Annotated in this window: 24 protein-coding genes and 1 pseudogene; 22 read left to right on the top strand and 3 right to left on the bottom strand. The window is 60.4% G+C overall.

Going from position 1 to position 23,827, the window contains the following annotated elements; translation table 11 throughout:
• The first annotated feature begins 1 nt into the window (after window position 1).
• Genes P2081_RS18045 through P2081_RS18035 form a run of 3 tightly spaced genes read left to right on the top strand, consistent with a single transcriptional unit; the run spans window position 2 to window position 2,355 of the window.
• Window positions 2-988 (top strand): cation diffusion facilitator family transporter, encoded by a 987-nt coding sequence (locus tag P2081_RS18045; protein ID WP_102888823.1) that lies wholly within the window; start codon window positions 2-4, stop codon window positions 986-988.
• A gap of 6 nt (window positions 989-994) precedes the next feature.
• Entirely contained in the window at window positions 995-1,906 is a 912-nt protein-coding gene (locus P2081_RS18040) for a sterol desaturase family protein (RefSeq protein WP_102888824.1), read from the top strand.
• On the top strand, window positions 1,903-2,355 hold the full coding sequence (locus P2081_RS18035; RefSeq protein ID WP_102888825.1) for a DUF411 domain-containing protein: 453 nt from the start codon (window positions 1,903-1,905) through the stop codon (window positions 2,353-2,355). The genes P2081_RS18040 and P2081_RS18035 overlap by 4 nt, the downstream gene beginning before the upstream one ends.
• A 5-nt stretch (window positions 2,356-2,360) precedes the next feature.
• Here P2081_RS18035 and P2081_RS18030 read toward each other — a convergent pair whose 3' ends face one another.
• Window positions 2,361-2,927, bottom strand: a complete 567-nt coding sequence (locus P2081_RS18030; protein ID WP_102888826.1) for a Crp/Fnr family transcriptional regulator — start codon at window positions 2,925-2,927, stop codon at window positions 2,361-2,363.
• 75 nt (window positions 2,928-3,002) lie between these two features.
• Between P2081_RS18030 and P2081_RS18025 the strand changes: the two genes are divergently transcribed.
• The gene (locus tag P2081_RS18025; RefSeq protein WP_102888827.1) at window positions 3,003-3,527 is read left to right on the top strand and encodes a hypothetical protein; all 525 of its coding nucleotides are present in this window, start codon (window positions 3,003-3,005) and stop codon (window positions 3,525-3,527) included.
• Between the two features lie 105 nt (window positions 3,528-3,632).
• Window positions 3,633-4,190, top strand: a complete 558-nt coding sequence (gene petA / locus P2081_RS18020) for a ubiquinol-cytochrome c reductase iron-sulfur subunit (RefSeq protein WP_102888838.1) — start codon at window positions 3,633-3,635, stop codon at window positions 4,188-4,190.
• A 69-nt stretch (window positions 4,191-4,259) separates the two neighbouring features.
• Here the strand turns inward: petA and P2081_RS18015 are convergent, their stop codons facing one another.
• The gene (locus tag P2081_RS18015; protein ID WP_416046487.1) at window positions 4,260-5,327 is read right to left on the bottom strand and encodes a hypothetical protein; all 1,068 of its coding nucleotides are present in this window, start codon (window positions 5,325-5,327) and stop codon (window positions 4,260-4,262) included.
• A gap of 226 nt (window positions 5,328-5,553) precedes the next feature.
• Here P2081_RS18015 and P2081_RS18010 point away from each other — a divergent pair, with 226 nt between their 5' ends.
• The 4 genes from P2081_RS18010 to repC all read left to right on the top strand — a co-directional run bounded on the left by P2081_RS18010 (window position 5,554) and on the right by repC (window position 10,267).
• Window positions 5,554-6,462 (top strand): recombinase family protein, encoded by a 909-nt coding sequence (locus P2081_RS18010; RefSeq protein ID WP_278924257.1) that lies wholly within the window; start codon window positions 5,554-5,556, stop codon window positions 6,460-6,462.
• A gap of 341 nt (window positions 6,463-6,803) precedes the next feature.
• Entirely contained in the window at window positions 6,804-8,003 is a 1,200-nt protein-coding gene (gene repA / locus P2081_RS18005) for a plasmid partitioning protein RepA (protein ID WP_278924256.1), read from the top strand.
• On the top strand, window positions 8,003-8,971 hold the full coding sequence (gene repB, locus P2081_RS18000; protein ID WP_278924255.1) for a plasmid partitioning protein RepB: 969 nt from the start codon (window positions 8,003-8,005) through the stop codon (window positions 8,969-8,971). The genes repA and repB overlap by 1 nt, the downstream gene beginning before the upstream one ends.
• 240 nt (window positions 8,972-9,211) lie before the next feature.
• Window positions 9,212-10,267 (top strand): plasmid replication protein RepC, encoded by a 1,056-nt coding sequence (repC, locus tag P2081_RS17995; protein WP_278924254.1) that lies wholly within the window; start codon window positions 9,212-9,214, stop codon window positions 10,265-10,267.
• Window positions 10,268-10,479: 212 nt separating this feature from the next.
• Here the strand turns inward: repC and P2081_RS17990 are convergent, their stop codons facing one another.
• On the bottom strand, window positions 10,480-11,682 hold the full coding sequence (locus P2081_RS17990) for a Fic family protein (protein WP_278924253.1): 1,203 nt from the start codon (window positions 11,680-11,682) through the stop codon (window positions 10,480-10,482).
• A 290-nt stretch (window positions 11,683-11,972) separates the two neighbouring features.
• On the opposite strand from P2081_RS17990, the gene P2081_RS17985 reads away from it, so the two are divergent.
• The 13 genes and pseudogenes from P2081_RS17985 (at window position 11,973) to P2081_RS17925 (ending at window position 23,661) form a co-directional block, all read left to right on the top strand.
• A complete protein-coding gene (locus P2081_RS17985) occupies window positions 11,973-12,443 on the top strand; it encodes a hypothetical protein (protein ID WP_278924252.1) in 471 nt (156 codons plus the stop codon).
• Between the two features lie 41 nt (window positions 12,444-12,484).
• Window positions 12,485-13,423, top strand: coding sequence for an ArdC family protein (locus tag P2081_RS17980; protein ID WP_278924251.1), 939 nt, complete (start codon window positions 12,485-12,487; stop codon window positions 13,421-13,423).
• Between the two features lie 23 nt (window positions 13,424-13,446).
• A pseudogene (locus tag P2081_RS17975) lies at window positions 13,447-13,653 on the top strand (DUF6330 family protein); the annotation flags it as partial.
• Between the two features lie 90 nt (window positions 13,654-13,743).
• Entirely contained in the window at window positions 13,744-14,133 is a 390-nt protein-coding gene (locus P2081_RS17970; RefSeq protein WP_278924249.1) for a DUF3768 domain-containing protein, read from the top strand.
• A gap of 157 nt (window positions 14,134-14,290) precedes the next feature.
• Window positions 14,291-16,273 (top strand): ParB/RepB/Spo0J family partition protein, encoded by a 1,983-nt coding sequence (locus P2081_RS17965; RefSeq protein WP_278924248.1) that lies wholly within the window; start codon window positions 14,291-14,293, stop codon window positions 16,271-16,273.
• A gap of 76 nt (window positions 16,274-16,349) precedes the next feature.
• The gene (locus P2081_RS17960; RefSeq protein ID WP_278924247.1) at window positions 16,350-16,943 is read left to right on the top strand and encodes a regulator; all 594 of its coding nucleotides are present in this window, start codon (window positions 16,350-16,352) and stop codon (window positions 16,941-16,943) included.
• Entirely contained in the window at window positions 16,943-17,596 is a 654-nt protein-coding gene (locus P2081_RS17955) for a DUF6927 domain-containing protein (RefSeq protein WP_278924246.1), read from the top strand. The genes P2081_RS17960 and P2081_RS17955 overlap by 1 nt, the downstream gene beginning before the upstream one ends.
• Window positions 17,597-17,720: 124 nt before the next feature.
• Window positions 17,721-18,047, top strand: a complete 327-nt coding sequence (locus P2081_RS17950) for a type II toxin-antitoxin system PrlF family antitoxin (protein ID WP_278924245.1) — start codon at window positions 17,721-17,723, stop codon at window positions 18,045-18,047.
• Complete coding sequence (locus P2081_RS17945) at window positions 18,044-18,562, top strand: type II toxin-antitoxin system YhaV family toxin (RefSeq protein WP_278924244.1); 519 nt, start codon at window positions 18,044-18,046, stop codon at window positions 18,560-18,562. The genes P2081_RS17950 and P2081_RS17945 overlap by 4 nt, the downstream gene beginning before the upstream one ends.
• Before the next feature lie 95 nt (window positions 18,563-18,657).
• Window positions 18,658-18,822, top strand: a complete 165-nt coding sequence (locus tag P2081_RS17940; RefSeq protein WP_278924243.1) for a hypothetical protein — start codon at window positions 18,658-18,660, stop codon at window positions 18,820-18,822.
• On the top strand, window positions 18,812-18,964 hold the full coding sequence (locus P2081_RS17935; protein WP_278924242.1) for an antitoxin PaaA2 family protein: 153 nt from the start codon (window positions 18,812-18,814) through the stop codon (window positions 18,962-18,964). The genes P2081_RS17940 and P2081_RS17935 overlap by 11 nt, the downstream gene beginning before the upstream one ends.
• A 103-nt stretch (window positions 18,965-19,067) precedes the next feature.
• Complete coding sequence (locus P2081_RS17930) at window positions 19,068-23,342, top strand: strawberry notch-like NTP hydrolase domain-containing protein (RefSeq protein ID WP_278924241.1); 4,275 nt, start codon at window positions 19,068-19,070, stop codon at window positions 23,340-23,342.
• 13 nt (window positions 23,343-23,355) lie between these two features.
• Window positions 23,356-23,661, top strand: a complete 306-nt coding sequence (locus P2081_RS17925; RefSeq protein WP_278924240.1) for a hypothetical protein — start codon at window positions 23,356-23,358, stop codon at window positions 23,659-23,661.
• Window positions 23,662-23,827: the final 166 nt, after the last annotated feature.

The following is a 23,827-nucleotide window of genomic DNA, read 5'->3' as shown; positions in this document are numbered from 1 at the left end:
TATGGCCAGTCATTCCCACGCCGGGCACATGCCGACCTCGGGCAAAGCCCTTGTGATTTCTGCCTGGCTCACCGGGGTCTATTTCGTGATCGAACTGGCCGTCGGGCTCTGGACTGGCTCGATTGCCGTCCTGTCGGATGCGTTTCACACCCTGTCGGCGGTTGGCGGCGTTCTGGTGGCCATCATCGCGCAGCGCATTGCCCGCCGTCCAGCGGATTCGGTGCGGAGTTTCGGCTGGTACCGCGCCGAGATCATCGGGGCACTGGTGAATGGCGGCTTTCTTCTCGGCATGGCGATTCTGGTGATCTGGATGGGCGCGATGCGGCTCGGAGACCCGATTCACCTGGCCACGGGCCCAATGCTTTGGGTCGCCTTCGGTGGCCTGATCACAGAGGTCATCTCGCTGGGGCTGATGTGGCAATCGAGCAAAGACGATCTGAATGCCCGCGGCGCGCTCTGGCACATCATCCAGACCTTTGTCGGCAGCCTCCTGATCATCGTGACCGCTCTCGTGATCGAGTTCACCGGCTTTCTCGCGATCGACCCGATCCTCGGCATGGCGTTCGGGGTGGTTCTCCTCTGGGCCTCCGTCGGCGTAATCAAAGAAGCGGTCCACATTCTCATGGAAGGCACGCCCGAGGGAACGGATCTCGACGCTGTGATGGCGGATCTGAACCACCAGGACGGGGTTGTGGATGTTCACCACGTGCATGCTTGGACGCTGACCAGCGGCAAACACGCGTTTTCCGCCCATATCCGCCATAGGGCACCCGCCGAGGCCGCGCACTTGCTGAACAGGGCCTATCGACGGCTGACGGAGCAGCATGGGTTTCACATGGTCACGCTGCAGCTCGAAACCGAGTGTCTCGACGAGCGCCACGCGCGGGATCTCGATATCGTCCAGAAAGCGGGTGCCGCGACCGCGCAAGAAAAGACTGATGTGCGAGATGCGCATCCGCCCCTAAGCTCTCACAGAGAGGAGCCGTAGACTGTGATGGACATAATTCTAGCCGCAGAGCCGGAGATTCGTCTGACGGCGTTTTTGAGTGTGCTGGCCGCCATGGCGCTTTGGGAACTCGCCGCCCCGCGTCGGCGACGTGACATTCCGCGTGTCATCCGTTGGTCGAACAACCTGGCTCTTGTCGTGATCGACACGGCGATCCTCCGGTTGTCCTTTCCAATCCTGGCCGTTGGTCTGGCGGTCATGGCCGAGGAGCGGGGCTGGGGCTTGTTCAACACTATCGAGGTTCCTTTCTGGCTGGTTGTGATCCTCTCCATGCTGCTTCTCGATTTCGCCATTTACCTGCAGCATGTCATGTTCCATGCCGTTCCAGCTTTATGGCGGCTGCACCGTATGCATCATGCGGACCTCGAATTCGACGCAACGACTGGTTTACGCTTTCATCCGATTGAGATCCTCATCTCGATGGCGATCAAGCTCGCCTTGGTCGCGGCGCTTGGTCCGCCCGCCGTCGCGGTTCTGTTGTTCGAGATCATCCTTAACGCTATGGCACTCTTCAATCATGCCAACATCAACCTGCCGCGGCTGGTCGACCGATGGCTCAGATGGATCGTCGTCACACCCGACATGCACCGCGTGCATCATTCGGTCGATCCGCGCGAAACGAATTCAAACTACGGCTTCAACCTGCCATGGTGGGACCGCCTCATGGGTACTTACGTTGCCCAGCCCGCGAAGGGCCACGAGGGAATGACGATCGGCATCGAGCAGTTACGCACGACGCGCGACCTCTGGGTCGACAAGATGTTGATCCAGCCCGTTCGCGGGCCAGCAAGCGGGCACGCCCTGGATACATCCGCCCTCACGCCGACAGAGCAGGAACAGCCTCCGGACTCTCGAACACACAGTTCTACGATTTCGAATAATTCGAAAAGGAACACATGATGAAAAGACGCACATTTTTGCTGGCCGGAGCGGTCGCCACACTTCCCCTGCCAGCACTGGCCAACACGGAACCGGTCATAAAAGTCCTGAAAACCCCCACCTGCGGGTGCTGTACCGCTTGGGTCGAACATGTTCGCCAGGCTGGGTTCACCGTCGAGGCGCAGGACGTCGATCAGGATGTGCTTTATGCGTTCAAAAATCGGCTGCAAATCGCACCGGAACTTGCTGGCTGTCACACGGCGATGATAGGCGACTATTTCATCGAGGGTCACGTGCCTGCCGCGGACATCACGCAGCTGCTGGCAGAACAACCGGTGGCGCGCGGGTTGACGGTCCCCGGCATGCCGATGAGTTCGCCCGGCATGGGCGGTCCCGGGGCCGGTGACACTTTTGATACCCTGCTTGTTGGCTCCGACGGGGTGACCTCGGTCTTCGCGAGCCACAGCTGATCGGGTCATGGGCGCAGGTGATAGCTCCCGCGGGCCGGGTTTGTGACCCGCCCGTCCTGCACAAGCTTTCGCAGCGCCCTGTAAGTCGCCTCATGGCTCAGCTGTAACCGGGCGGCGAACTCGACGACGGAGCCGTCGAGCAGGCCCGCGACCAACCCCGCCATGACCCGGTCCTCTGCGCGCCGAATGCCGACAATCTCGAGCATCTGTCGCTGCGCTTGTATCTGTTGAGCGGCCTGACGGCCATAGGCGCGGGCAAATGCCGGGTCGGCAAAGGCGGCCAAGACGGCAGACTTGTCGATCCGGATCAGCGCTCCGGCCTCAACACAGACCGCATCGCAATGATAGACCTCTGAAAACATCGAAGCTTCGGCAAAGCTTGTACCGGCTTGGGCACGGTGAATGATGAACCGCTCGCCATTTGGGCCGACCCGCTCGAGATGCACGCGTCCGGTTTGCACGACATAGAGACCGTGGGTGGGGTCGCCTTGGTGAAACACCACATCGCCAACCGCGCCGGAGAGTGGGCGCAGGGCTGAGCTCGGGATAAGATCATAGGGGTCTGGCAACATATGATTGAAATCATATTGCGATGCATCCGCCCCTGCTAGCGTAAAGATGACAGCACCCCATTGAAGGATCCGTCCATGCGTCTCATTCCCTTCGTCCTTGCCATAGTGATGGCCGCACCCGTGGCTGCTCAGCACGCCCATTCCGCAACTGGCCATGACATGGGTGGACCGCAGGAAACCGGGCAATCGGCCTTTGCCGCCCTGGCGGAGATCGTAGCGATCCTGCAGGCCGATCCCGAGACGGATTGGGAGCGGGTCGATATCGACGGATTGCGCCGCCATCTGGTCGATATGGACCTTCTAACCCAGGAGGCCGTGGTCACCCGCACCCTGCGGCCGGAAGGGGCCCGGTTCGAGATCCGGGGTTCCCCCCGTGTTCTCGAGGCCATCCGCGCCATGGTGCCCGCCCATGCGCCCTTTCTTGCGGCTGAAACCGGCTGGGACGTTGTCACGGAGGAACTCGAAGATGGCGTGGCGCTCAGTGTCGATGGCGATGCCGCTCAGATTCAGGGACTTGGCTTTTTTGGCCTGATGACCATCGGGGCGCATCACCAGGAGCACCACCTCATGATGGCAAAAGGCGCAGCCCCACACCATTGACGCGCTGATGCAGCTTGTTTGTTGATCCGAAGAGAGGTCGCTGACAAAACGTTACATCTCGCGTGTTGACCTTCCAGCGCTGGAGACACGGACACATGCCCGATGATGGAAGCGTCAGAGGATACCGCGCGCAGGGATTTCCTGTATTACGCAACGGCCGGGGCGGGGGTCGTGGCCACAGGGGCTGCGCTCTGGCCACTGGTGAACCAGATGAACCCTTCCGCCGATGTCCGCGCTCTGGCACAGATCACCGTCGACATCTCCGATCTTGCGCCCGGAACGCAATTGACCGTCAACTGGCGCGGAAAACCTGTCTTTATCCGTCATCGCACGGAGGCAGAAATGGCTCAGGCTCGGGCAGAGGCGGCCTCTGACCTGCCAGACAGCCAGGCGCGCAACCCCAATCTGCCCGACGATGCGCTTGCCAGCGATGAGAATCGAGCCATTGCGGGTCACGAGGCTTATCTGGTGATGATCGGTGTCTGTACCCATCTGGGCTGTGTCCCTCTGGGCGATGGGGCGGGGGATTTCGGGGGTTGGTTCTGCCCTTGTCATGGCTCGCATTACGATGCGGCCGGGCGCATTCGCAAAGGTCCGGCACCTGAAAATCTGCATATTCCGGACTTGTCGCTCTCGGACGAGATGGTGCTGACGCTAGGGTGACTCACACGAAAGGTCGATCATAGTTCACCGCTTGAAATCAAAACAGAATTAGAGTGGCTACCGATCCTCCTAGATTGCAATTCTCCACATCCGAAATCGTCCTTGTCCAGTTACTTCGCGAATTAGATCTCGGGCTTCCATCCAAGCGAGGTTGCGTTGGACGGCCGCGCGGCTGGCTCCGGTCGTAGCCTCAGCCATGGGAGCGGATACGAGAGGCCATTCGGTAAGCGCAGCTCGCAGAATCGGCGGCGTTTTCCCTGAAAGCGAAACCATCACGGCTTTTGCTCGTGCAGTCCAGTCCTCAACGTTATTCAGATGTCGCATTGCGATCAAGCATGCGCTCTCCATCCCGTCGAGCCAGCGCGCCAGCCTATTGGCAGGCGGCCCCCCAGAACGCAGGCCTCCTACACCACCCATTGCCAGCGGAGAAAAGACTGCTCCCTTACCCTCACTGGCCGCAACGCGTGCGGCGGTAACCGCAGCTTCCATCCGGTCGCCCTGTTGCCCGAGGCCGGCGAGGCTCCAGAGGTGAAATCCCATGCTGGCGCGCGTGATCGGGTGCAGGTCGGCGGCTTGCGCCATCAGGTCAAGCCACCCGCCCGCGCGATCCGCAAAAGGTTCGGCTTCATCAGCCAAGTTTTCGGGGTCACGGCGATCGAGGAAGGCGGACAGGTCCACCTCTGGGCCGGGACCGCCTGTCAGACGGCGCACCGCCCAACCGACACGCGCGAGTGCGGCGGTGTCGTCCTGAACTCCGGAAAGGCGCATGGAGATCCAGAGCGCCAACCGATCTGGACCAATCCGGTCGCCCACAAACCAGCTGAGGTCTGCCGCCTCGATCAGGGCCAGTCTGTGCCGCCATCCTTTCGGGCCACGCTTCAGCCGGTCGTCTAGCGCGCCGATCCGGCCAGCCACACGGGCGAGACGGGCGGCATTGCCCGCCTCTGCCTTCCGCCAATCGTCGAGGACTGCGGTTTCACGCGGCTTTCTCCTTGGACCAGGAGGCAGATAATCGGGCTCCACTTCCATCGGACCAGGCAGGAACCATAGGTCGTCTTCAGACGTCTCTTCAAGCCCCTCCGTATCCACTAGAGGATCGTCAAAACGTTCATCTTTCATAGAGACTTGAGGCTTCATATATGCAAAATATGGCACTTTTGCATTTTACCCAAGGGTTTTATTTGGGTGCGCCCACACTCCTTATATGGCACGCGCGCGCGGTGGTCTGCGAGAGATCTCTGATCGTGTTCAGCGTATGGAAGCTAAGGGTTCCCTGCTGAACAGCGCCAAAGTGCACGCCCTTGCATTCGTTTACAAATGGTCGTTTAGTAACGGTATATGAAATTGCAAACGGCCGATTTTCATGCCCCTGATAGGCTATGCGCGCGTATCCACAGAGGATCAGACCCCCCTGCCCCAGTCTGAGGCCCTGCAAACTGCGGGATGCGTCGAGATCTTCGAAGAGCACGCCTCAGGCGGCAATCGTGCCCGGCCGTTGCTTGCCCGCTTGCTGGAGCGCATTAGCAAGGGCGACACGCTGGTTGTCGTACGGATCGACCGGCTCGCACGGTCTCTGTCGCACCTTCTCGAGGTGATCGAACGGTTGGAGGCCAAGGGGGCGTTCTTTCGTTCCATTCAGGACCCGATCGACACCGGATCCCCGCAAGGCAAGTTCACGCTGCAGGTTCTGGGCGCCGCGGCCGAGTTCGAGCGGGCGCTGATCCGGGAACGTACCAAAGCAGGGCTGGCGAGCGCCCGTACCAAGGGCCGGGTCGGCGGGAACCCTGGACTGCGGGCCAAAGACCCTGCTGCTCTTCGCAAAGTACGGCTGGCGCGACGAGACGGCTACATGGAGCGTCTAAACGAGACGGCACAAGATTGGGTGCCCCATGTGCGCCGGTTGCGACCCGACTTGGCCTGGGAAGACGTGGTGCGCATCATCAACGGCCCCTTGCCCGAGGCGCGTCGCTGGACCCAAAGCCGTCTCTTGCGCGCTGTGAAGGCCTATGTCGGCGACGGCTTCCTGCCTATCGAGGTGCTGGCCCGCGCCGGGCGCCGCGAAACGGACGATCGCCTGCCCGCCATTATTGCTGGCATCAAGGGCGCAGATCCCGACATCACGCTTCAAGCGATCTGTGAACGGTTGGAATCTATGCGCGAACGCACGCCTCGTGGCCGAACAAGATGGCAGCCGTCTTCGGTGAAAATGCTGTTGGAGCGGGCGGAACGACTTGGCCTCATGCCGTACGAATCGAGCCAAGATCAGATGTAGCTTCTGACCCGAATCCAAAAAATTTCACCGGAAGAAAACTCCGCAGGAGGCAGAAAGTGCCATTAGTTGCTTGGGGTTAGCTGCTAATGTGCCAACTCAACAGAGTAGCGGCTCGATTCGGGGGCATCTGCATTTAATATATCTATATCAATGACTTGCTGAGTTTTTTACGCGGCAACACCTATAGGTGTTGTGGATAACTTTCACACTACATTTAGATTCTTCTTGCCGGACTCAAAGGATCGTGGCATTCCCATTCTGACGGCAAAACGCGTCAGATACGCTGGACACCGTCAGAATGACTAAGAGCCTCAACAGAGGCCGAGAGTGGGCGGCAGGACATGGATGATCGTAACATTGGATACACGCGAGGCATAGGCTCTTCCGATATCGGAGCATTTGCCGACAATCTGGCTGAGTCTTTGGATCGCCAGATGAAGATCGCTTTCGAACCCGAAGAACGAAAGTCCCTACGCCGCTTCAGTTCCACCGAAGTCGCCGGCCTCCTGCGCGTAAGCACATCTAACCTGCGCAACCGGCACAAGGACGGCAGCTTCCCGGAAGTGCATACAGACAACCGCGGACACCGGTTCTACACAGCCCAAGAGATTGATGAGTTGCGCGATGTTCTTGGACGCACTGGAAAGAACGCAGAAAGCTACCGCCCAGGTCGACGTGATGGCGATCGTCTCCAGGTGATATCCGTCGTCAACTTCAAAGGCGGTTCATCAAAGACTACTGCAACGATTCATCTTGCGCAAAGATATGCCTTGCGCGGTTACCGCGTGCTGGTCCTAGACCTCGATCCGCAAGCAAGTTTGACCACGTTTTTCGGCTTTCGGCCCGAGCTTGAGTTCGCCGATGGCGGCACAATCTATGATGCTTTGAGATATGAGGACCAAGTTCCTCTCTCGAACGTCATCCAAAAGACCTACTTCCATAAGCTCGACATGGTGCCCGCCGGTTTGATGCTCTCGGAGTACGAAACCGAGACCGCAAACGCTCTCGCCCGTCGCGTACAGCCCATCTTTGCAGAGCGCCTCGCCTTGGCGCTTGAAGAGGTTGAGGCAAACTACGACATCGTCCTGATCGACTGCCCGCCTCAGCTTGGGTTTCTAACCCTGACTGCGCTGGCAGCCTCGACGGGGCTTTTGGTTACCGTGGTACCTGGCATGCTTGACATCGCATCCATGAGCCAATTCCTGAAGCTTGCTTCAGAAACGGTCAAGGCCGTGGAGGAAGCCATCGGTCGGCGTGTCACATGGGATTTTGTCAAGTTCCTGATTACCAGATATGAACCGTCGGACGGTCCGCAGACCCAAATGGCAGGCTACCTGAGATCAATTCTGGCAGGTCAGGTCATGACAGAGCCGATGCTGAAGTCTACGGCGATCTCCGACGCGGGGATGACCCAGCAGACCGTCTATGAAGTCGATCCAAGCCAATTCATCAGAAAGACAATTGATCGCGCCCTGACCAGCGTGAATGGCGTTGGCGATGAGCTAGAGCAGACGATCCAAATGGCATGGGGGCGTCGCTGATGGCCCGAAACATCTTCAACCAGCCTCCAAGGAATGAGACGGAGAGCGGAGCCCCCTCCCCTACCCCGCCAAAAGCGGCAAAGCTGCCGGGATCTGTTGGAGGATTGCGCGACTCTTTGCGCGAGATCACAGCAAACTCGATTCGCGACATTGAACCCGATCAGATTGACATGGATGGGCTGCGCGATCGGTTGGTGCTGGAAGATTCCAGTATCGATGAGTTGGCCGAGAGCATTCGCAAGCATGGCCAACAAGTGCCCATCATGGTCCGTCCATCAGCCCAACCGGACAGATACCGCATCATCTACGGCCGCCGCAGGCTTGCGGCGATCCGTAAGGTCGGTGGAACGGTCAAGGCAATTGTTCGAACCTTGGACGATGACGCATCTCTGATCGCTCAAGGCCAGGAGAACAACCTCAGGCTTGATCCGTCTTTTATAGAAAAGTCTCTTTTTATCAAAGAGATGCAAGAAGCCGGGTACAAACCCGGTGTCATTCAAGATGCTCTAGGTCTGACCCGGCAAGGCGTATCCAACCACAGGGTCGTCATAGAACAACTGCCAGACGGTCTTGTTCAACTCATCGGGCCAGCACATGGGATCGGACGACGGCAGTGGGGTGATCTAGCTGCCTTGTCAGTGAAGGTAGATTTGGTGGACATCGCCAAAGAGGCGCTCGCCGCCCTGCCCGACGACACTCCTAGTTCCGAAAAGTTCCAAGCGGTCTATTTGGCTTGCTCGCGCAAAGCACGTCGCGACAAGAAGCCGCCCAATCGTGGGCTGACTTCGGTCATCAATGATGAGAACGGCAGTTCATTGGGCACGCTGACAATCAATGAGAAGGCGATCACTCTCAAGGTCACCAAGAAGGACAATCCAGAATTCGGCCAATGGCTCGAAGAGCACGCGGAAGCTACGCTTTTGCAACTCTTCGTACAGTGGCGGAATGAGAGAGGCTCTGGGTCCTAAGCCCCGCGCCACACAGAGCAACACGAGCAGAGGAGAAAAGCGAAGACCCGAAAGAAAAGAGCCCCCCAAAGTTTCCCCTGGAGAGCCCTCATCATCTGATTAGCATCTTTGATGTAGCAACCTCCAGCATACCGGTCAAGAGTCACCGATTCGGTGGACTGATATTTTTTGCCTTTTTCCGCGAAAATTCGAGGAAAGAGACGGGGAAGTTGTGGGCCGAACGGTCGTCGTGAACAAGCCATGGCATTTACAAAACTCTCGATCGAAGCCGCAGGTGCTGATGCAACCCGCGGCTCATTTCCCCGATCTGAAACCGACGTCTGGACCATCTTCAGAGCCCTGAGAGATGCACGCAGCGTGTTTGGTCTACGTCCTGGCCACATACAGACACTTCAAGCAATGCTCAGTTTTCTGAAACCTGGCCATGGCGAAACAGTTTTTGCGTCTAACAATTCACTTTGCCAGCGCGTTGGCGGAATCGACGAACGGACACTCCGGAGGCACATCAACCGCTTCGTTGAACTCGGATTCATCAAGCGCAATGACAGCTCGAACCGAAAGCGCTACCGCGTTCGCTCATCCGGCGGGGAGTGCATCAGTTATGGATTGTCTCTCACCCCCCTGCTCCAACGTGCGAGCGAGCTTATAGCCATCGCGCAAGAGATGGAGAATAACCGGCGAGATCGGATATTTGTCCGCAAACAGATCCTTACGAAGCTCGCCCATTTGGAAGAGCACGATCCCAGCAACGCATTCATCAACCACGCACGGAAAGCTCTACGCAGGAAGCTGAGCCTCCCCGAATACCACGCTCTGCTCGCCAATACAGATGCAGAATGCCAGAGTTTGGCTACCCCGGATAACCCGCCTGAAACTATGGAATTGCCCGCCAATGACGGACAAACTGTCCGGCATCAATCTAAGTCTGAAGAAGAAAAAAAAGATTTAGATAGCAACATAGGCGATGAGGTCCTGAAACCAGACTTGCTGACCTCAGTCTGCGATCAGGCGACATCGTTCTCCACAGAGAGACTTAGAAACTGGTTTGACATTGAAAACCATGCTCGAACACTTGCTCCCATGATGGGCATTCACCCAGAAACTTTTGAGAAAGCCAAGAATGCTGTAGGAGCTCAGAAAGCGTCATGCGCGATCTTCATCATGCTACAGCTTGGAAAACGCATCAGGGATTTTGGGGCGTATTTTCACAGTATCACCCTGGGTCAAAGGCAAAACCAATTTGATCCATTAGCTTTGATCAAGCGACTGTCCGAAACCAATGAGCGAACTGTCTAATGTCCACCGCGGTGGACTTCGAACGAGAAGCGGAGCTTGTGGCAACCAAAACTGTCCAAACGCACCTAGCGGCGCGTGGTGGTTCTTCAGTTTATCTCAGACCAGCAAATGTCCACCGCGGTGGACAAGTGACACACGAGCAAGCCTTGATGAAAATCTCGCAGCCCATGGAAGAAATCGGCGGCCAGGCATTACACCCTAAATCCCTAAAATTATTGTGGGAGGTCACCATCTCCAAAGAGGTTTGGAAAGAGCCGCTCTCGATAATCCAACGGAAACGCCAACCGAACTGGCGTCTTCGGCGAGGCGGACGTCAGGTATCCGGCGGCGGTCAGTTTACTCAGCGTGTTGCGAGCAGTACGCTCGGACGTCTTGAGCACAATCTGCGCATCGCCTCGTTCCAGTGCCCCATGCCGAAGAACCGCCAAGATGAGTTCCGGCGCTCGCTTGTCATCGATGGTATCTGCAACAAGACGACGATACCGTTGGTCCAGTCCGCCGAGATCGAACAATCTTGCTGAGAAGCTGATCTGATCGAGCGTCACCTTTAGGAACCATTCACTAAACGTCTTCAGTGCCGCTTCTGACAGGTTCCCCCGTCCGTCGCGGTCTCCGCGGCGTGGACTGTCGGCCAGATCCATCATCCGTTTGTACTCGCCCCGATCGGTTAGCCCGCGGGCCAGCCCCCGTGATACGGACCAGAGCCCTTGGCCACCAATCCCCGCTGTGAGGGCCATGGCATGAGACATCAATCTGCTGACGCGGCCATTACCATCTGGGAAAGGGTGGATGTAGTTGAGCCGGTGATGTGCAGACGCGATCGCGATGATCCGTCCGCTCGAAGACCGCGCCGCAATCTGAAACCGTTTGTCGAAATGGTCCATGAATGCCGCGACGCGCGACGATGAAGGAGGTAGGTGGCGCCCGACCGCAACTTCCCGATCGTCATCCTGGCGCATGCGTCCCGGAACGATGGGCTCTTGTGTGCCGTCGGGATGTTCGATGACCCGAAACTCATCCGGCATCTCGTCGTAGAAGCTCTTATGGACCCAAGTCAGGAATTCGACGGATGTGGGGCGGGGCAGGGTGCCCTTGCGATGCATCTCGTCGATGGCCCGTTGAACGATGACGTGCGCCCGGGCCTCAAGGGCGAGGGGACGGGTTTCTTCCTCAAGCTCGGCACCAGCCAGCGCCCTTTCGATGTCGCGGGGGCGCGTGTTGTGTCCTTCGATCAGGTTGGAGTAGTAGCAGTTCATCACACGGACGAGATCGGCAAGTTCGGCTGCGCTGTCAGGATGCAACCCTTGTCCCAGCCCGGTGACTTCCCTCTGGATGTCGACCGAAAGGTCTGCCAGTTCTGTAGGAATATGCTCCTCGAACAAGCAGGGTTCGATCCTGGCGGATGTTTCCAGCATTTTGCCGATCTTCCATGTTTCCAAAGTAATTGAAAAATATACACATTTCGTACTTTCAAGCAAGGTTTTGCCGATATGCGTTGCCGATCTTGCCTGCCGATCTGGAATTGCTGCATGAAATCAATGGCTTCGGCAGATGGGCCGGGTTTCAGTTCTGTTGTGTGCAGAAAGGGCCTGGGAAAAGAGAAAGTGTCCTTCGGGTTTTGTGACTGACGGATGAGGGCCTTTGGGGTCCCTCAGATGGGTCCGGGCCGGGTTCCGGTCTGCCGTTCCTGATGAAGGACATTCCCATGCAAACAGGTGTTTTGCGCGTGTTGCGCGCGACCGCTGCCTCGTGGTGGCGACACAAGAAACCACGCCGAACCGGCCAGACGAGGCAGGCACAGCGGCGCGAGCGGGAGACTGTCCTGCGTGATTTCGGCTATCTGAAGCAGGCGGCGTTATTGGCAAACGCGCATGTGATCTGCGGAGAGGGCGGGACATTCATCCACCTCGGCTTGACCACCGTGTCGAGTTTCGCGCCGATCGAGCGCTTTCCCTTGGCCACTCTTGCGGTCGCACGTGGCACGCCGTTCATCGATATCCGACCCGTCACCGATGTCATCGCCTTCGCGAACCTGCCGCGGGTGGCGCGGGACAGATCGGTCGACCCTGACTCTTCGGGTCCCGGCAAGTCCGTGTCGCTGACCACCTACATCGACATGGTCGAAGCCCTCGGTGCCAGGATCCCCAACGATCCGCGCCCCTGTCGGTCAACCTAGTCACCACTCCCTCTCACCAAAACTCGAAAAGGAGGCCAGCCATGGCCCGATCCCGTACGCCCAAATTCGATGCCTCAGAGGTCATCACAAACGAAATCATCCGCATCATCGAGCGCGGCGTCTTGCCGTGGCGCAAGCCATGGACCGCAGGTGGCAGCTCTCGTCCCCTGCGCGTGGGCGGGGAACCCTACCAGGGAGTGAACAACTTCCTGCTGACGATGCGGACCGTGATGGCGGGCCACAGCTCTCCCTTCTGGATGACGCTGCCGCAGGCCAATGCGTTGGACGCAAAGGTCCGCAAGGGCGAAAAGTCCTCTGTCGTCGTTTATTACGGTCAAAGCCGGAGAGACGCCGGCGATGAGCATGATCACAGCGACGGGGATGATCACTCCGAGGAAGCCCGTATCTTCCGCTTCCAGAAATCCTACCGTGTGTTCAATGCCTGCCAGATCGAGGGCCTGCCCGACAGCTTCTACCCTGACCCGGAGCCCGTGCCCGAGCATCCGCAGTCCGAGCCCATCCCGCACATGCAGGCGTTTTTCGATGCCATCGACATCACAACCGTCTTCACGGGCACGGAGGCGTACTATTTGCCGCCCGTGGACAAGGTCTACATGCCGTCCATCACGCGGTTCCAGGACCCGCGCAATTTCTACGGGGTCTGGGCCCATGAGCTGGCCCATGCCACGAAAGCTCCCCATCGACTGAACCGCGATTTCGGGTTCTCGAAGTTTGGCAACACGTCCTATGCGCGCGAGGAGATCGTCGCGGAATTGACCTCGGTGTTCCTGGGTCAGACGCTCGGCTTCACGGCGCATACGCTCGAGATGAATGCCGCCTATCTCCACAACTGGTTGCACGTCCTTCGGTCGGACAAGGGTGCGATCTTCAAGCACGCCGCGGACGCGCAGCGCGCCTGCGACTATCTGATTGCCAGATCGGAGACGGGCAGGGCAGGGCGCAGTGCCGAGGCCGCCTGACCACACGGAGAACGGAGACTCGCATGTCACGCAAGGAACCCAAGACGCTGCGGGTGGCCTGCTTCGAAGACGGCCGCCGCAAGATCATCACCTTCAAACGAGGTGCCTATTGGTGGAGCCAGTCCGAGGGCGCTTATCCGTTCTCGGCAGCGCTCGAGAGCATCAAAGAACAAGGCGGCTGGATCGAAACTATCCCCAACCCGAATTACAGACCCAAGGGGCTGTTCGGGTGGGGCGCCTTCGGCCTCGATTCATCCGCCAAGCGGAAAAGAAAAAGCGGGCTGTGAGAAGGGTGTTTCAACTTCTCAAAGGAGATCCCCATGTCCATGACCGTTCAACCCCAGCCAGACCGTCCGGATCCGAGCGTGATCGCGGCGCAAAACGACGCGTTTCGAAAGCTCGCGTGCCTCGGAGTGGCGCCCTCGCAGCCCATCCAGGGCCGGATGCATGTCACCCGCTCGCTTATGGAGGCCGACGATGGCTTCATGGCCGAGGCGGTGAAGGCCACCGGTGCGTTCGATACATTCGAGCCCGAAAATGACCCGGAAGGCTGGCACGATTTCGGAGCGGTCGAGATCCGGGGAGAGACCGTGTTCTGGAAGATCGATCTCTATGAAGCAGACTCGGATTTCCGCTACGGCGCTGAGACCCCGGACAATCCTGCCACAACCATGCGTGTGCTGACCATCATGCTGGCACGCGACTGGTAGAAGGGCAGGGGACTCCCCTCCTGACACCCCAGGCGATGAAGGCCCACTGACCCCTCAAAGGGAGAGTGGGCCTTTTGTCGTGGTGATCCCTGAAGCCGGGGATTGGTCACGCGCAAGCGCGCGCGGGCCACACCTCACCCACCTGGAAGGATATCCCATGACCACAAGCTTTGCCCCTCTCACCGTCGCCATCGGCGATCTGGTCCCGCATCCTGCCAATGTGCGCAGCAACTCGCCGGAAACCTATGACCCCGAGAACATCGCGCATCTGAAGGCCAGCATCGCTATTCTGGGCCTGCTCCAGCCGCTTCTCGTCCAGAAGCTTGACGACAAATATGCTGTCCTCGCCGGTGGCCGACGCCATGCCGCGCTGAAGGAGCTGATCGCCGACAAGGCCATCAAGGGCTTCACGGCGAAGACCAAGGTGGACTGCCGCCTCGTGCCGGAAGACTGCGACGTCACCACGGCACTGTCGCTCGCCGAGAACATCACCCAGGCACCGATGAATGCCATCGACGAGTTCGAGGCCTTCGCCCGGATGATGGAGGTCGACGGCCAGACGCCCGAGACGATCGCAAAGACCTTCGACGCCACGGTGGCGGCCGTGAAAGGCCGGTTGCGCTATGGCCTGATCCACCCCGACATCCGCGCCGCGGCCCGGGGCAAGGTGATCACGCTCGACACGATGAAGGCCTTTGCCGAGCACCCGAGCCAGGAGGCGCAGCGCGAGGTCTTCGCGGCGCTCACGAAGGACGGCGGCTATCTGCAGGCCTATACCGTCCGTCAGGCCCTCAAATCCCGCGGCGTGCAGGTCAGTGACGATATCGGGGCTTTCGTGCGCGCGGACTACGAGGCGCGTGGCGGCGCCGTCGCGGCTGACCTTCTCGAAGAGCATTCCGTGCTTGAGGATGCGGCGCTGGTCGAGACCATCTTGCTCGAAAAGCTCGGTGCCGCTGCCGAAGAGGCCTGTATGAGGCTGGGCTTCGCCTGGGCCGATGCGATGGTGCGCTATGACTACGCGACCATGGCCGACTATGGCCGCGTCTATCCCGGCCCGATCGAGCCGGATGAGGCTGCCCGGAAGCGCATCGATGAGATCACCGCCGAGCTTGAGAAATTGCAGCTCAAGATGGAGGATGAGGGGATCGAGGACGGTGCCTACAACGCGCTTTACGACCGCGTGGACGCTCTGGAAGACGAAGCCCGCGATCTGCAGGAGGCCTACAGCGCCGAGGATCTCGCCCGTGCAGGCGTGATTGCGTCTTGGTCGAACGGGCAGATCACGCTCCATGTGGGCCTCGTCCGCCCGGAGGACACCGTGAAAGAGAAGGGCGCGCCCAGTTCCTCGACCAACACCACGGGAGAGGAGGCCCCCGACGCCGGCGAAATCACCTACCCGGCCTCACTGGCTGAGGACCTCAAGACCGAACGAGCCATGGCCCTTGGCGCCGCAATGGCGCTGCATCCGGAGGCCACGCTGGATCTGACGCTCTTCAAGCTGGTCAGTGACGTTCTGGCCAGCGGCATGGCCGTGACGCAGGCGATCAAGGTCGAGGCCCGCAAAGAATACCGCAGCCACGCCAAGATGGACGAGATCGACGAGACCTCGCTCGAGCAGGTGGCGGCGGCGCATGATGCGCTTGATCTGTCCTGGCTCGATGACACCCGCGCGCCCGCCGATCAGTTCGCGGCGTTTCGCGCGCTCGATGCAGGGGAGAAGGCCAAGCTCGTGGCCTATGCGACCGCCAGCACGACGCAGTCCTGCTTCGCACGGGACCGTCAGCGCGACAGCCTGATGCATGACTTCGAGATCGAGATCATGCCCGACATCCGGGCGCATTGGACGCCGAATGCGGCGCTCTTCAACCGCTTCAAGAAGGCCTGGCTCCTGAAGATCCTCGGCGAGGATTTGGGCCTGGCCCAGGAGGCTGTGACGCTCGCCTCGTCGAGCAAGAAGGAGATCGTCGCCTTTTGTGACAAGCTCTTCGCCGAGCCCTTCGCCACGCTCACGGACGCGCAGCGCACTGCCGTGGCCGCCTGGTGCCCGCCGATGATGCAGACCGCCGGTATCGCCTTTGATGAGGCGGAGCCCATCGCGGAAACCCCGGAGTCTGACGGCGAGGTCGCGCAAGCGGCCTGAGCCATCACGCGACCCGCGCGTGGACCATGCCGCCCGCGCGGGTCGACCCTCCCACACCCAACGGAAAGACATCCCTATGGCTATTCTCAAGTTCTCTGCTTCCGCTGTTGCGGCGCAAATCGCACATGCGCGCGCCTGCAAAACCTTCCTGCCCAACTGGAACGGGCCCGTGGACAAGCCCGCCCTGATCCTCATCGTCGGCAATGGTGTGCATCTGCGCTCAAATGGCATCGATGGCACGACCACCCGTATCGTCACCACCGAACAGGCCGATCCTTCCTTTGCTTTCGCCAATGGCATGAACCCGTTTCGGGATACCGACTGGATGGCGCAGCGCCGCATGGCGTTTCGTGATCTGACCGGCCAGTTCTACACCGACATCCTGGATGACGTGCAGGTGCTCATCGACCGGGGGCGGGGGGCCATCCGGCTCGCCACCGATGGCCACAGCATCCGCGTCTTCGTGCACCGGGCTTCGGACTATCTCATCGGCGGGACCTACGAGGTGCCCTCGGGCCTCGGCGGCACCTTCCGGGTCATTCTCAAGGATGCCTGCGACACCTTCGCGATCGTGCAGAACTGCGGCAATTGCGAGGATTTCGACGCCATGCAGCCCTACCGCGTGCCGCTCGATGCGCTGATGGAAATCGATGACCGGAGGGCGGCGTGATGGGTTGGCTCTTCTATACCGATCGCCGCGTCCAGACCTACGCGGATGAGAAAGCGGAAATCGCCCGGCTATGCACCTCTCATGGCGACACGCGCAAAACTGAACTGGTCAAGGCCTGCAAGGTCGGCTCAACCTGGTATGCGGCGGCAAAGGTCACAAATATCGACGGCACCCCTGTCGAAGACACGACCTATCTCACCGATGCGGATGGCTTCATCACTTTCGCCGCCGTATTCCTTACCCGATATGATGACGGCTGCTGGGGCTACAAGGACATGGAGGAAAGCGCGGGACCGGTCGAATCCCGCGCGCCACTGAGCCTATTGGCCCTGCTGTCCGAGCTGAAAGACCCAGACAGCTATGCTCATGCCTGGCGCCAGCGCTGCCAGGACTGGGCTGCGATCCCGGACTACGAGGAAGGCGACAAGATCAAGCTCGCAGCACCTGTGACGCTCACCGATGGCAGTACCTGCCAGATTGTCACCGCGACCCACTACAGGCGCGGGCGGCAAAAGCGCCGCTGCTACCGCATCGAGGAAACCGGTGGGCTCGTGCGCCTGTCGAAGGCCTCGCTTGCAGGCTCGAAGCTGCTCAGCTCCGCGAAAGGTGCGGCTAGCCCGGTGCTGGCGGAGTTCCTGGCGGGGCGAAATTAGGTCCTGCGCCGGACGGTTCATCGACCTGCCCGGCGACAGCAGATGCTGCGGCTTGTCTTGACAAGGCAATGCAAATGCATTACCTATCGCGGGCAGCAAAGAACCTTTTCTTCAGGAGACTGCCATGACAGCCCTCGCACAAGATGTCTCGAAACTCACGGATCGGTATCAGACGACCGTGCCGGCGGGTGTGCGCAAACAGCTCAAGCTGGGCAAGGGCGACCAGATTCGTTACTGCACCGAGCCGAGTGGCAGGGTCTATATCGAGCCCGTGCGCAGCGACGAGGAAGATCCCGTGCTCGGAGCCTTTCTCGATTTTGTCGAGGCCGATATCAAGGCGCATCCGGACCGCATTCGGGCGTTCGATGGGGCTTTGCATGACCGTCTTGCCGCACTGGTCGGAGACGTTGACGTCGATCTCGATGCGCCGCTATCGATCGAGGATGAATGAGCGGCGATAGCGTGCCCGCCCAAGCGCCCCTTGTCGTGAACGGATGGTCGATTTATGCGCATCCGCTCTTTCTGGACCAGCTCGAAGGGCTGACCGTGGAGGTCGAGGCGCGTAAGGCACGCGATCCCAAGACTTGGCGCAAGAAAAATTCCACGAAACGGCTGGCCGCCATCTTAAAGCTGGTCGCCGAGGCCATACCGGCAGATCCGGGAGCCGCGGCCTTCCGGCAAGGCGGCACACTCGGCGATCACCGCAAGCATTGGTTCCGGGCGAAATTCTTCCAGCAGTATCGGCTGTTCTATCGGTTCAACAGCGATGCGAAGGTCATCGTGGTGGCCTGGGTGAACGACGACAAGACCCTGCGCGCCTACGGCAGCAAGACGGATGCCTATGCGACGTTCAAAGGGATGTTGGAAGATGGCAATCCACCTGACAATTTCGATGCGCTCTTGAAAGAAGCTGCAGCGGCGGGCAAGCGGTTCGAAACTTCCCTTGAAGCGGCGCCAGATCGGTAAGTGGCCCAGTTTGCTGTGAACCTTACGGCATTGCCGTTTACGACGCCAGGCTGGGTGATGTAGCATCGACCCATAGTATAGTCGGAGAAAGCGCAATGGACCCAACGGGTAAGGAAGAGCCGCACCTCGGCACCGATGAGCAAGGCGCGTCTCGGATTAAATGGAAGCATTCCCAATTTGCGGTGCGCGCTGCAGACATGACCGATGACCTCGGCAAGCTTCTGGACTGGGGCCTAGAGGAGCATTTCCGTGGCCGCTGAAGCGAATTCGTATGACGAGTGGTTTTGCGCGCAGGTACAGGCCGCGCTGGAGGATGCACGCACGGGAATATCTCAGGTTCAGGTGATGCAGGCCGCACAGGCATTGATTGATGCGAAACGGGAGGTCGAACCCAAGTCCTGACCAAGCCTTGGAGGTCAGCGCGGTCTGACCCCCGTCACCCTGAAAAGCGAAAGCGGGCTTTTTGTCCTTTGGAACTCAGACCCTGATCCAAAGGAAAATCCCCATGTCCAGGCCCAAACCGGCAAACCCGGCTTTCCCAATCTCCGACAGTGATCTCGCCAATGCCATCGCGCAAATCGGCGCGGAGATCGACCATCTACCTCTGCGCAGTTCAGCGCTTGCGCGCATCATGCGCGAGACGTTTCATGGCAGCGATGCCGGAGGTGCCTGGGACTGGCGCATGGCCTATGACCTGATGCAGGCCGCGGCTGTCCAGGTGCTGCTGCGTGGGAACGGCGTGGCAGGTGACATCGCCGCTGCAAAGCTGCTTGCCTCAAGGCTGCTGACGGAAACCCGCCGGTCAGAGCAGCAAATCCGGCTGCAGCAATTTTCCACGCCGCTGCCATTCGCGGCGTTGGTCTTGCGGGCCGCGGCGATCCGCAAGGGTGAGACCGTGCTGGAGCCCTCGGCTGGCACCGGTGCCCTGGCTGCTTTCGCCGCCCGAGCCGGTGCCACGCTTTTGCTCAACGAGATCGACCCTTTTCGCCAGCGCCTCCTGCGCGCCCTCTTCGGTGGCGAGGTGACGGGCCATGACGGTGAGCATATCGACGATCTGCAGCAGACGCCGGTTCTACCCGACGTCGTGGTGATGAATCCGCCCTTCGCTTCCTCGGTCGACCGCTCCCGGGACAAGCACATCGCTGCAAAACATCTCATCGGCGCTGCAAAGCGTCTCGCGCCCGGCGGGCGGCTGGTGGCGATCATGCCGCCGGGGTTCAGCCCGGAACGTGATGGCGCGCATTGGTCGCGCGCCTGCGGTCTCCTGACGCCGCGCTTGGCGCTGACGATGCCGGGACAGGTCTATCGCAAGCTCGGCACCTCTGTGGAAACCCAGCTGATGGTCTTCGACAAGGTGCAGGACGATGGCGAACTCATCCGCGCCGCGGTTCAGGATCTGGAGGAAGCCCTTCCTTTTGTTGACGCCGTGGCCGCGACCCGGCCTGAGATGCGCCCCGCCCAAAGGGCGGCGGCGATCCATCATGGGCGGCCGGTTCGTCCAGTAGCTGCCCCACGCAAGACCGCCGGTGCGCCTTTCGCTGCCTCCAAACCCCGCGCCAATGCTGCCATCCCGCTCAGCTTCACAAGCTTTGAGGCCCCGCGCGACAACACGCCCATCTCGGACATCTATGCGCGCTACCGGCCGCAGCGGATCGAGATTGCGGGTGCGCAGGAACATCCCACGCCGCTCGTTGAAAGCATCGCCATGGCCTCTGTCGCGCCGCCGGTGCCCTCAAACACGGGCAGTGATGACTTGCGCTTGCCCGCCAGGCTGATCGAGGAGGGACATCTCTCCGAGGCGCAGCTCGAGACCATCGTCATGGCACATGATGCCCATGGGCGCGATCTGTCCGGTCGGTTCGCTATCGATGACGACCAGACCAAGCTGACGCGCGCCGATGATGACCCCGATGCACGGGCCTATCGCCTCGGCTATTTCCTCGGAGATGGCACCGGTTGCGGCAAGGGGCGCGAATGCGCGGGGCTCATCCTTGTGAACTGGCTGGCCGGACGCAGAAAGGCGATCTGGGTCTCGAAATCCGCCACGCTCATCGAGGACGCGATCCGCGATTGGACCGATCTCGGCGGCTCGCCCGCCGACATCCAGCCGCTCTCCAAATGGAAACCGGACCAGCCCGTCCCGATGGGCGACGGTATCCTTTTTGTCACCTACGCCACGCTGCGGTCCGCGGGCAAATGCGGCACCACGCGACTGGGCCAGATCCTAGCCTGGATGGGTGAAGACTTTGACGGCGTTCTTTCCTTCGATGAGGCCCATGCCATGCAGAACGCGGCAGGGTCTGAGCAGGGCAGGGGGGTCAAACCCTCGCAGCAGGGCCTTGCGGGCCTGCGGCTGCAACTGGCAGCACCCCGCTCCCGCGTCTTCTACATCTCGGCCACGGGCGCCACGAGCGTGCATAACCTGGCCTATGCCGCGCGTCTCGGTCTTTGGGGACAAGGCCCCGACTACCCCTTCCCGAGCCGCGAGGGTTTCGTCTCGGCGATGGAGGCAGGCGGTGTCGCGGCCATGGAGGTGGTTGCCCGCGATCTCAAGACGCTCGGCCTCTACACGGCCCGCGCCCTCAGCTTCGACGGCGTAGAGTATGACGTGCTCGAACACGCGCTCACCCCGGCCCAGGTTGAGGTCTACGACGCCTATGCGGGTGCGTTTCGAACGATCCACCATAATCTCGAGGCGGCGCTGACGGCGACCGGTGTCAACAATGCCTCGGGCGAGACCAATGCCTCGGCCGCACGCGCCTCGGCCAAGTCCCGGTTTGAAAGCACCAAGCAGCGCTTCTTCAACCATCTCCTGATGGGCATGCAAGCCCCGACCATCATCCGCGCCATCGAGGATGACCTCGCGGCGGGCAACGCCTGCGTCATTCAGGTGGTCTCGACAGGCGAGAGCCTGCTGAAGCGTCGGCTTGAGGCGATGGACCCGGAGGATGAACTCGTCGAGGGTGCCTTGACGCCGCGAGACTATGTTCTGGGCTACCTCGAACAGGCCTTCCCGATCCATGCGCAAAAGCTGGTGGAGATCGACGGCAATATGGTGGCGGAACCTTTGCGGGATGAGACCGGGGCGCTGGTTGTCTCGCGCGAGGCGCTCGCCCTGCGCGATGCGGCCATGATGGGGTTGATGACGCTGGCGCCGATCCCCTCGGCGCTCGATCAGATCCTCTGGGCTTTTGGCGACGAGGCCGTGGCCGAAGTGACCGGAAGGTCGATTCGACCTCTGAAGGCGGACGATGGCCACCTCTTCATCGAGAAGCGCGCCGCCAGCAGCAATTCATCCGAGACCCAAGCCTTCATGGACGGCGAGAAGAATATCCTGATCTTCTCCGATGCGGGTGGGACGGGCCGGTCCTACCACGCAGCGCAAACGGCGAAGAACCAGAAACGGCGGCGGCACTACCTCTTGGAGCCAGGCTGGCGCGCGGATGCGGCCATCCAGGGGCTCGGCCGCACGCATCGCTCTGCCCAGGTCAGCGCGCCCTTCTTCCGGGTCTGCACCTCGGATGTGCATGGCGAAAAGCGCTTCACCTCGACTATAGCCAAACGCCTCGACCAGCTGGGGGCCCTGACCAAGGGTCAGCGCGAGACCGGCTCGCAGGGCATGTTCCGCGAGGAGGACAATCTCGAAAGCCCGATCGCGCGGGCGGCTCTGCGTGGGTATTTCGCCGATCTTGCCGCCGGGCGCGCTGAGGCGATGAGCTACGAGAGCTTCACCGACTGGACGGCCTTGCGGCTGATCGACAAGGACGGGGTGCTCCTTGAGGAGCTTCCGCCGATCCAGCGGTTTCTGAACCGGGTGCTGGCGCTACCCATCCATATGCAGAACGCGCTCTTTGCCGAGTTCATGAGGCGGATTGCCGATCAGACTGAACGGGCGCGCGCGGCAGGCACGCTCGATCTCGGCGTGGAAACCCTGCGTGGCGAAAAGATCGAACAGGTCTCCACCGAGGATCTCTGGACCTGCCCGAAATCCGGCGCGGTGACGCGGATCATCGGGCTCGAGGTGACCGACCCAGTGTATGTGCTGGACGCGGAAGAGGCCATTTCGCGCAATCCCGACAAACGACCGATGGTCAACCGTGCTTCCGGCCGCGCGGCGCTTATCTCGGCGCGGCCCATGCAGATGTATGACGAGGACATTGTCACCCTGATGCGCAAGGCAGTGCGGCCCAATGGGTCCAGCTATCTCGAGGAGACCCGGTTTGAGGCTTCAGCCTGGGAAAAGATCGGGAGGGCAGAGTTCACCCGGCTCTGGGATGACGAAGCCGCGTCCCTGCCAAAAACCAGCATGACGAAGCTCTACCTGCTGACCGGGCTGCTCTTGCCGATCTGGAAGGATATCCCGACCACAAATGAACGCATCTACCGGGTCACGCCCGACGGCGGAACCAGCATGATCGGTCGCACGCTGAGCGAGGAAGGGGCGGCAGCGCTGCGCGCACGCTTCCTCGTTTCCAACCCAAAAACCCCAGAAGAAATGCTGACCGTCGCCCTAGGCACCACTGCCCAGGTCGATCTGGGCCGCGGCCTGACCCTGACCCGCCGCCGTGTCGCGGGCGAAATGCGCCTCGAGCTGGGCGGTGCGGACAAGGGAATGATCGATGGCCTCAAAGCAATGGGGTGTTTCACGGAGATCATCGCCTTCCAGCTTCGTGTTTTCCTGCCGCATGGGGACGGTGTCGACACATTGGGCATCCTCTCCCGGATTGTTGGAACCGGACCAGACGCCACGCGGGACGTAACTTCAGTGGCAGCAGAATAGCGAGGGGGCGATCATGACACTCGAAGAGATCAAAGCCGCCATCGATGCAGGTCAGACCGTACATTGGGCCAACACCGGCTACCGCGTGCACAAGGACAGACTCGGCCAGTACCTGATCACGTTTGAGCCGAACGGCAGCACCATCGGACTGACCGACCGGAGCGGGCTGCGGCTGAACGGGGATGAGGCAGAGTTCTTCATCGCGGAATCGGAGGAGGGCGACGAGAATACCCAGGACAGCCATTTGAGACCAGACGGGCAGGGGAGGGGCTCAGCATTCGGCGGGGAGGTGGCACAGTCTCTCAGGCGCCAGCGCTGAACTGAAGGTTGGGAAGAAAGGAAAGCGAGCTTTCTGGTTTGTGATTGTTGATTGTCACTGAGAACTGACCCGGTATTTTCACCGAGATTTGACCCACCTTCAGTTATGCGCTGTAGTTTATGATGTGGTCAATGTTGCGGTCTCCTTTCCTGTTTTCTTTGCAGCC

This window comes from Pseudophaeobacter profundi, assembly GCF_029697505.1.
Lineage (GTDB): Bacteria > Pseudomonadota > Alphaproteobacteria > Rhodobacterales > Rhodobacteraceae > Pseudophaeobacter > Pseudophaeobacter profundi.
Note: the sequence above shows the minus strand (reverse complement) of the source record. Positions and strands in the feature narration are given on the sequence as shown.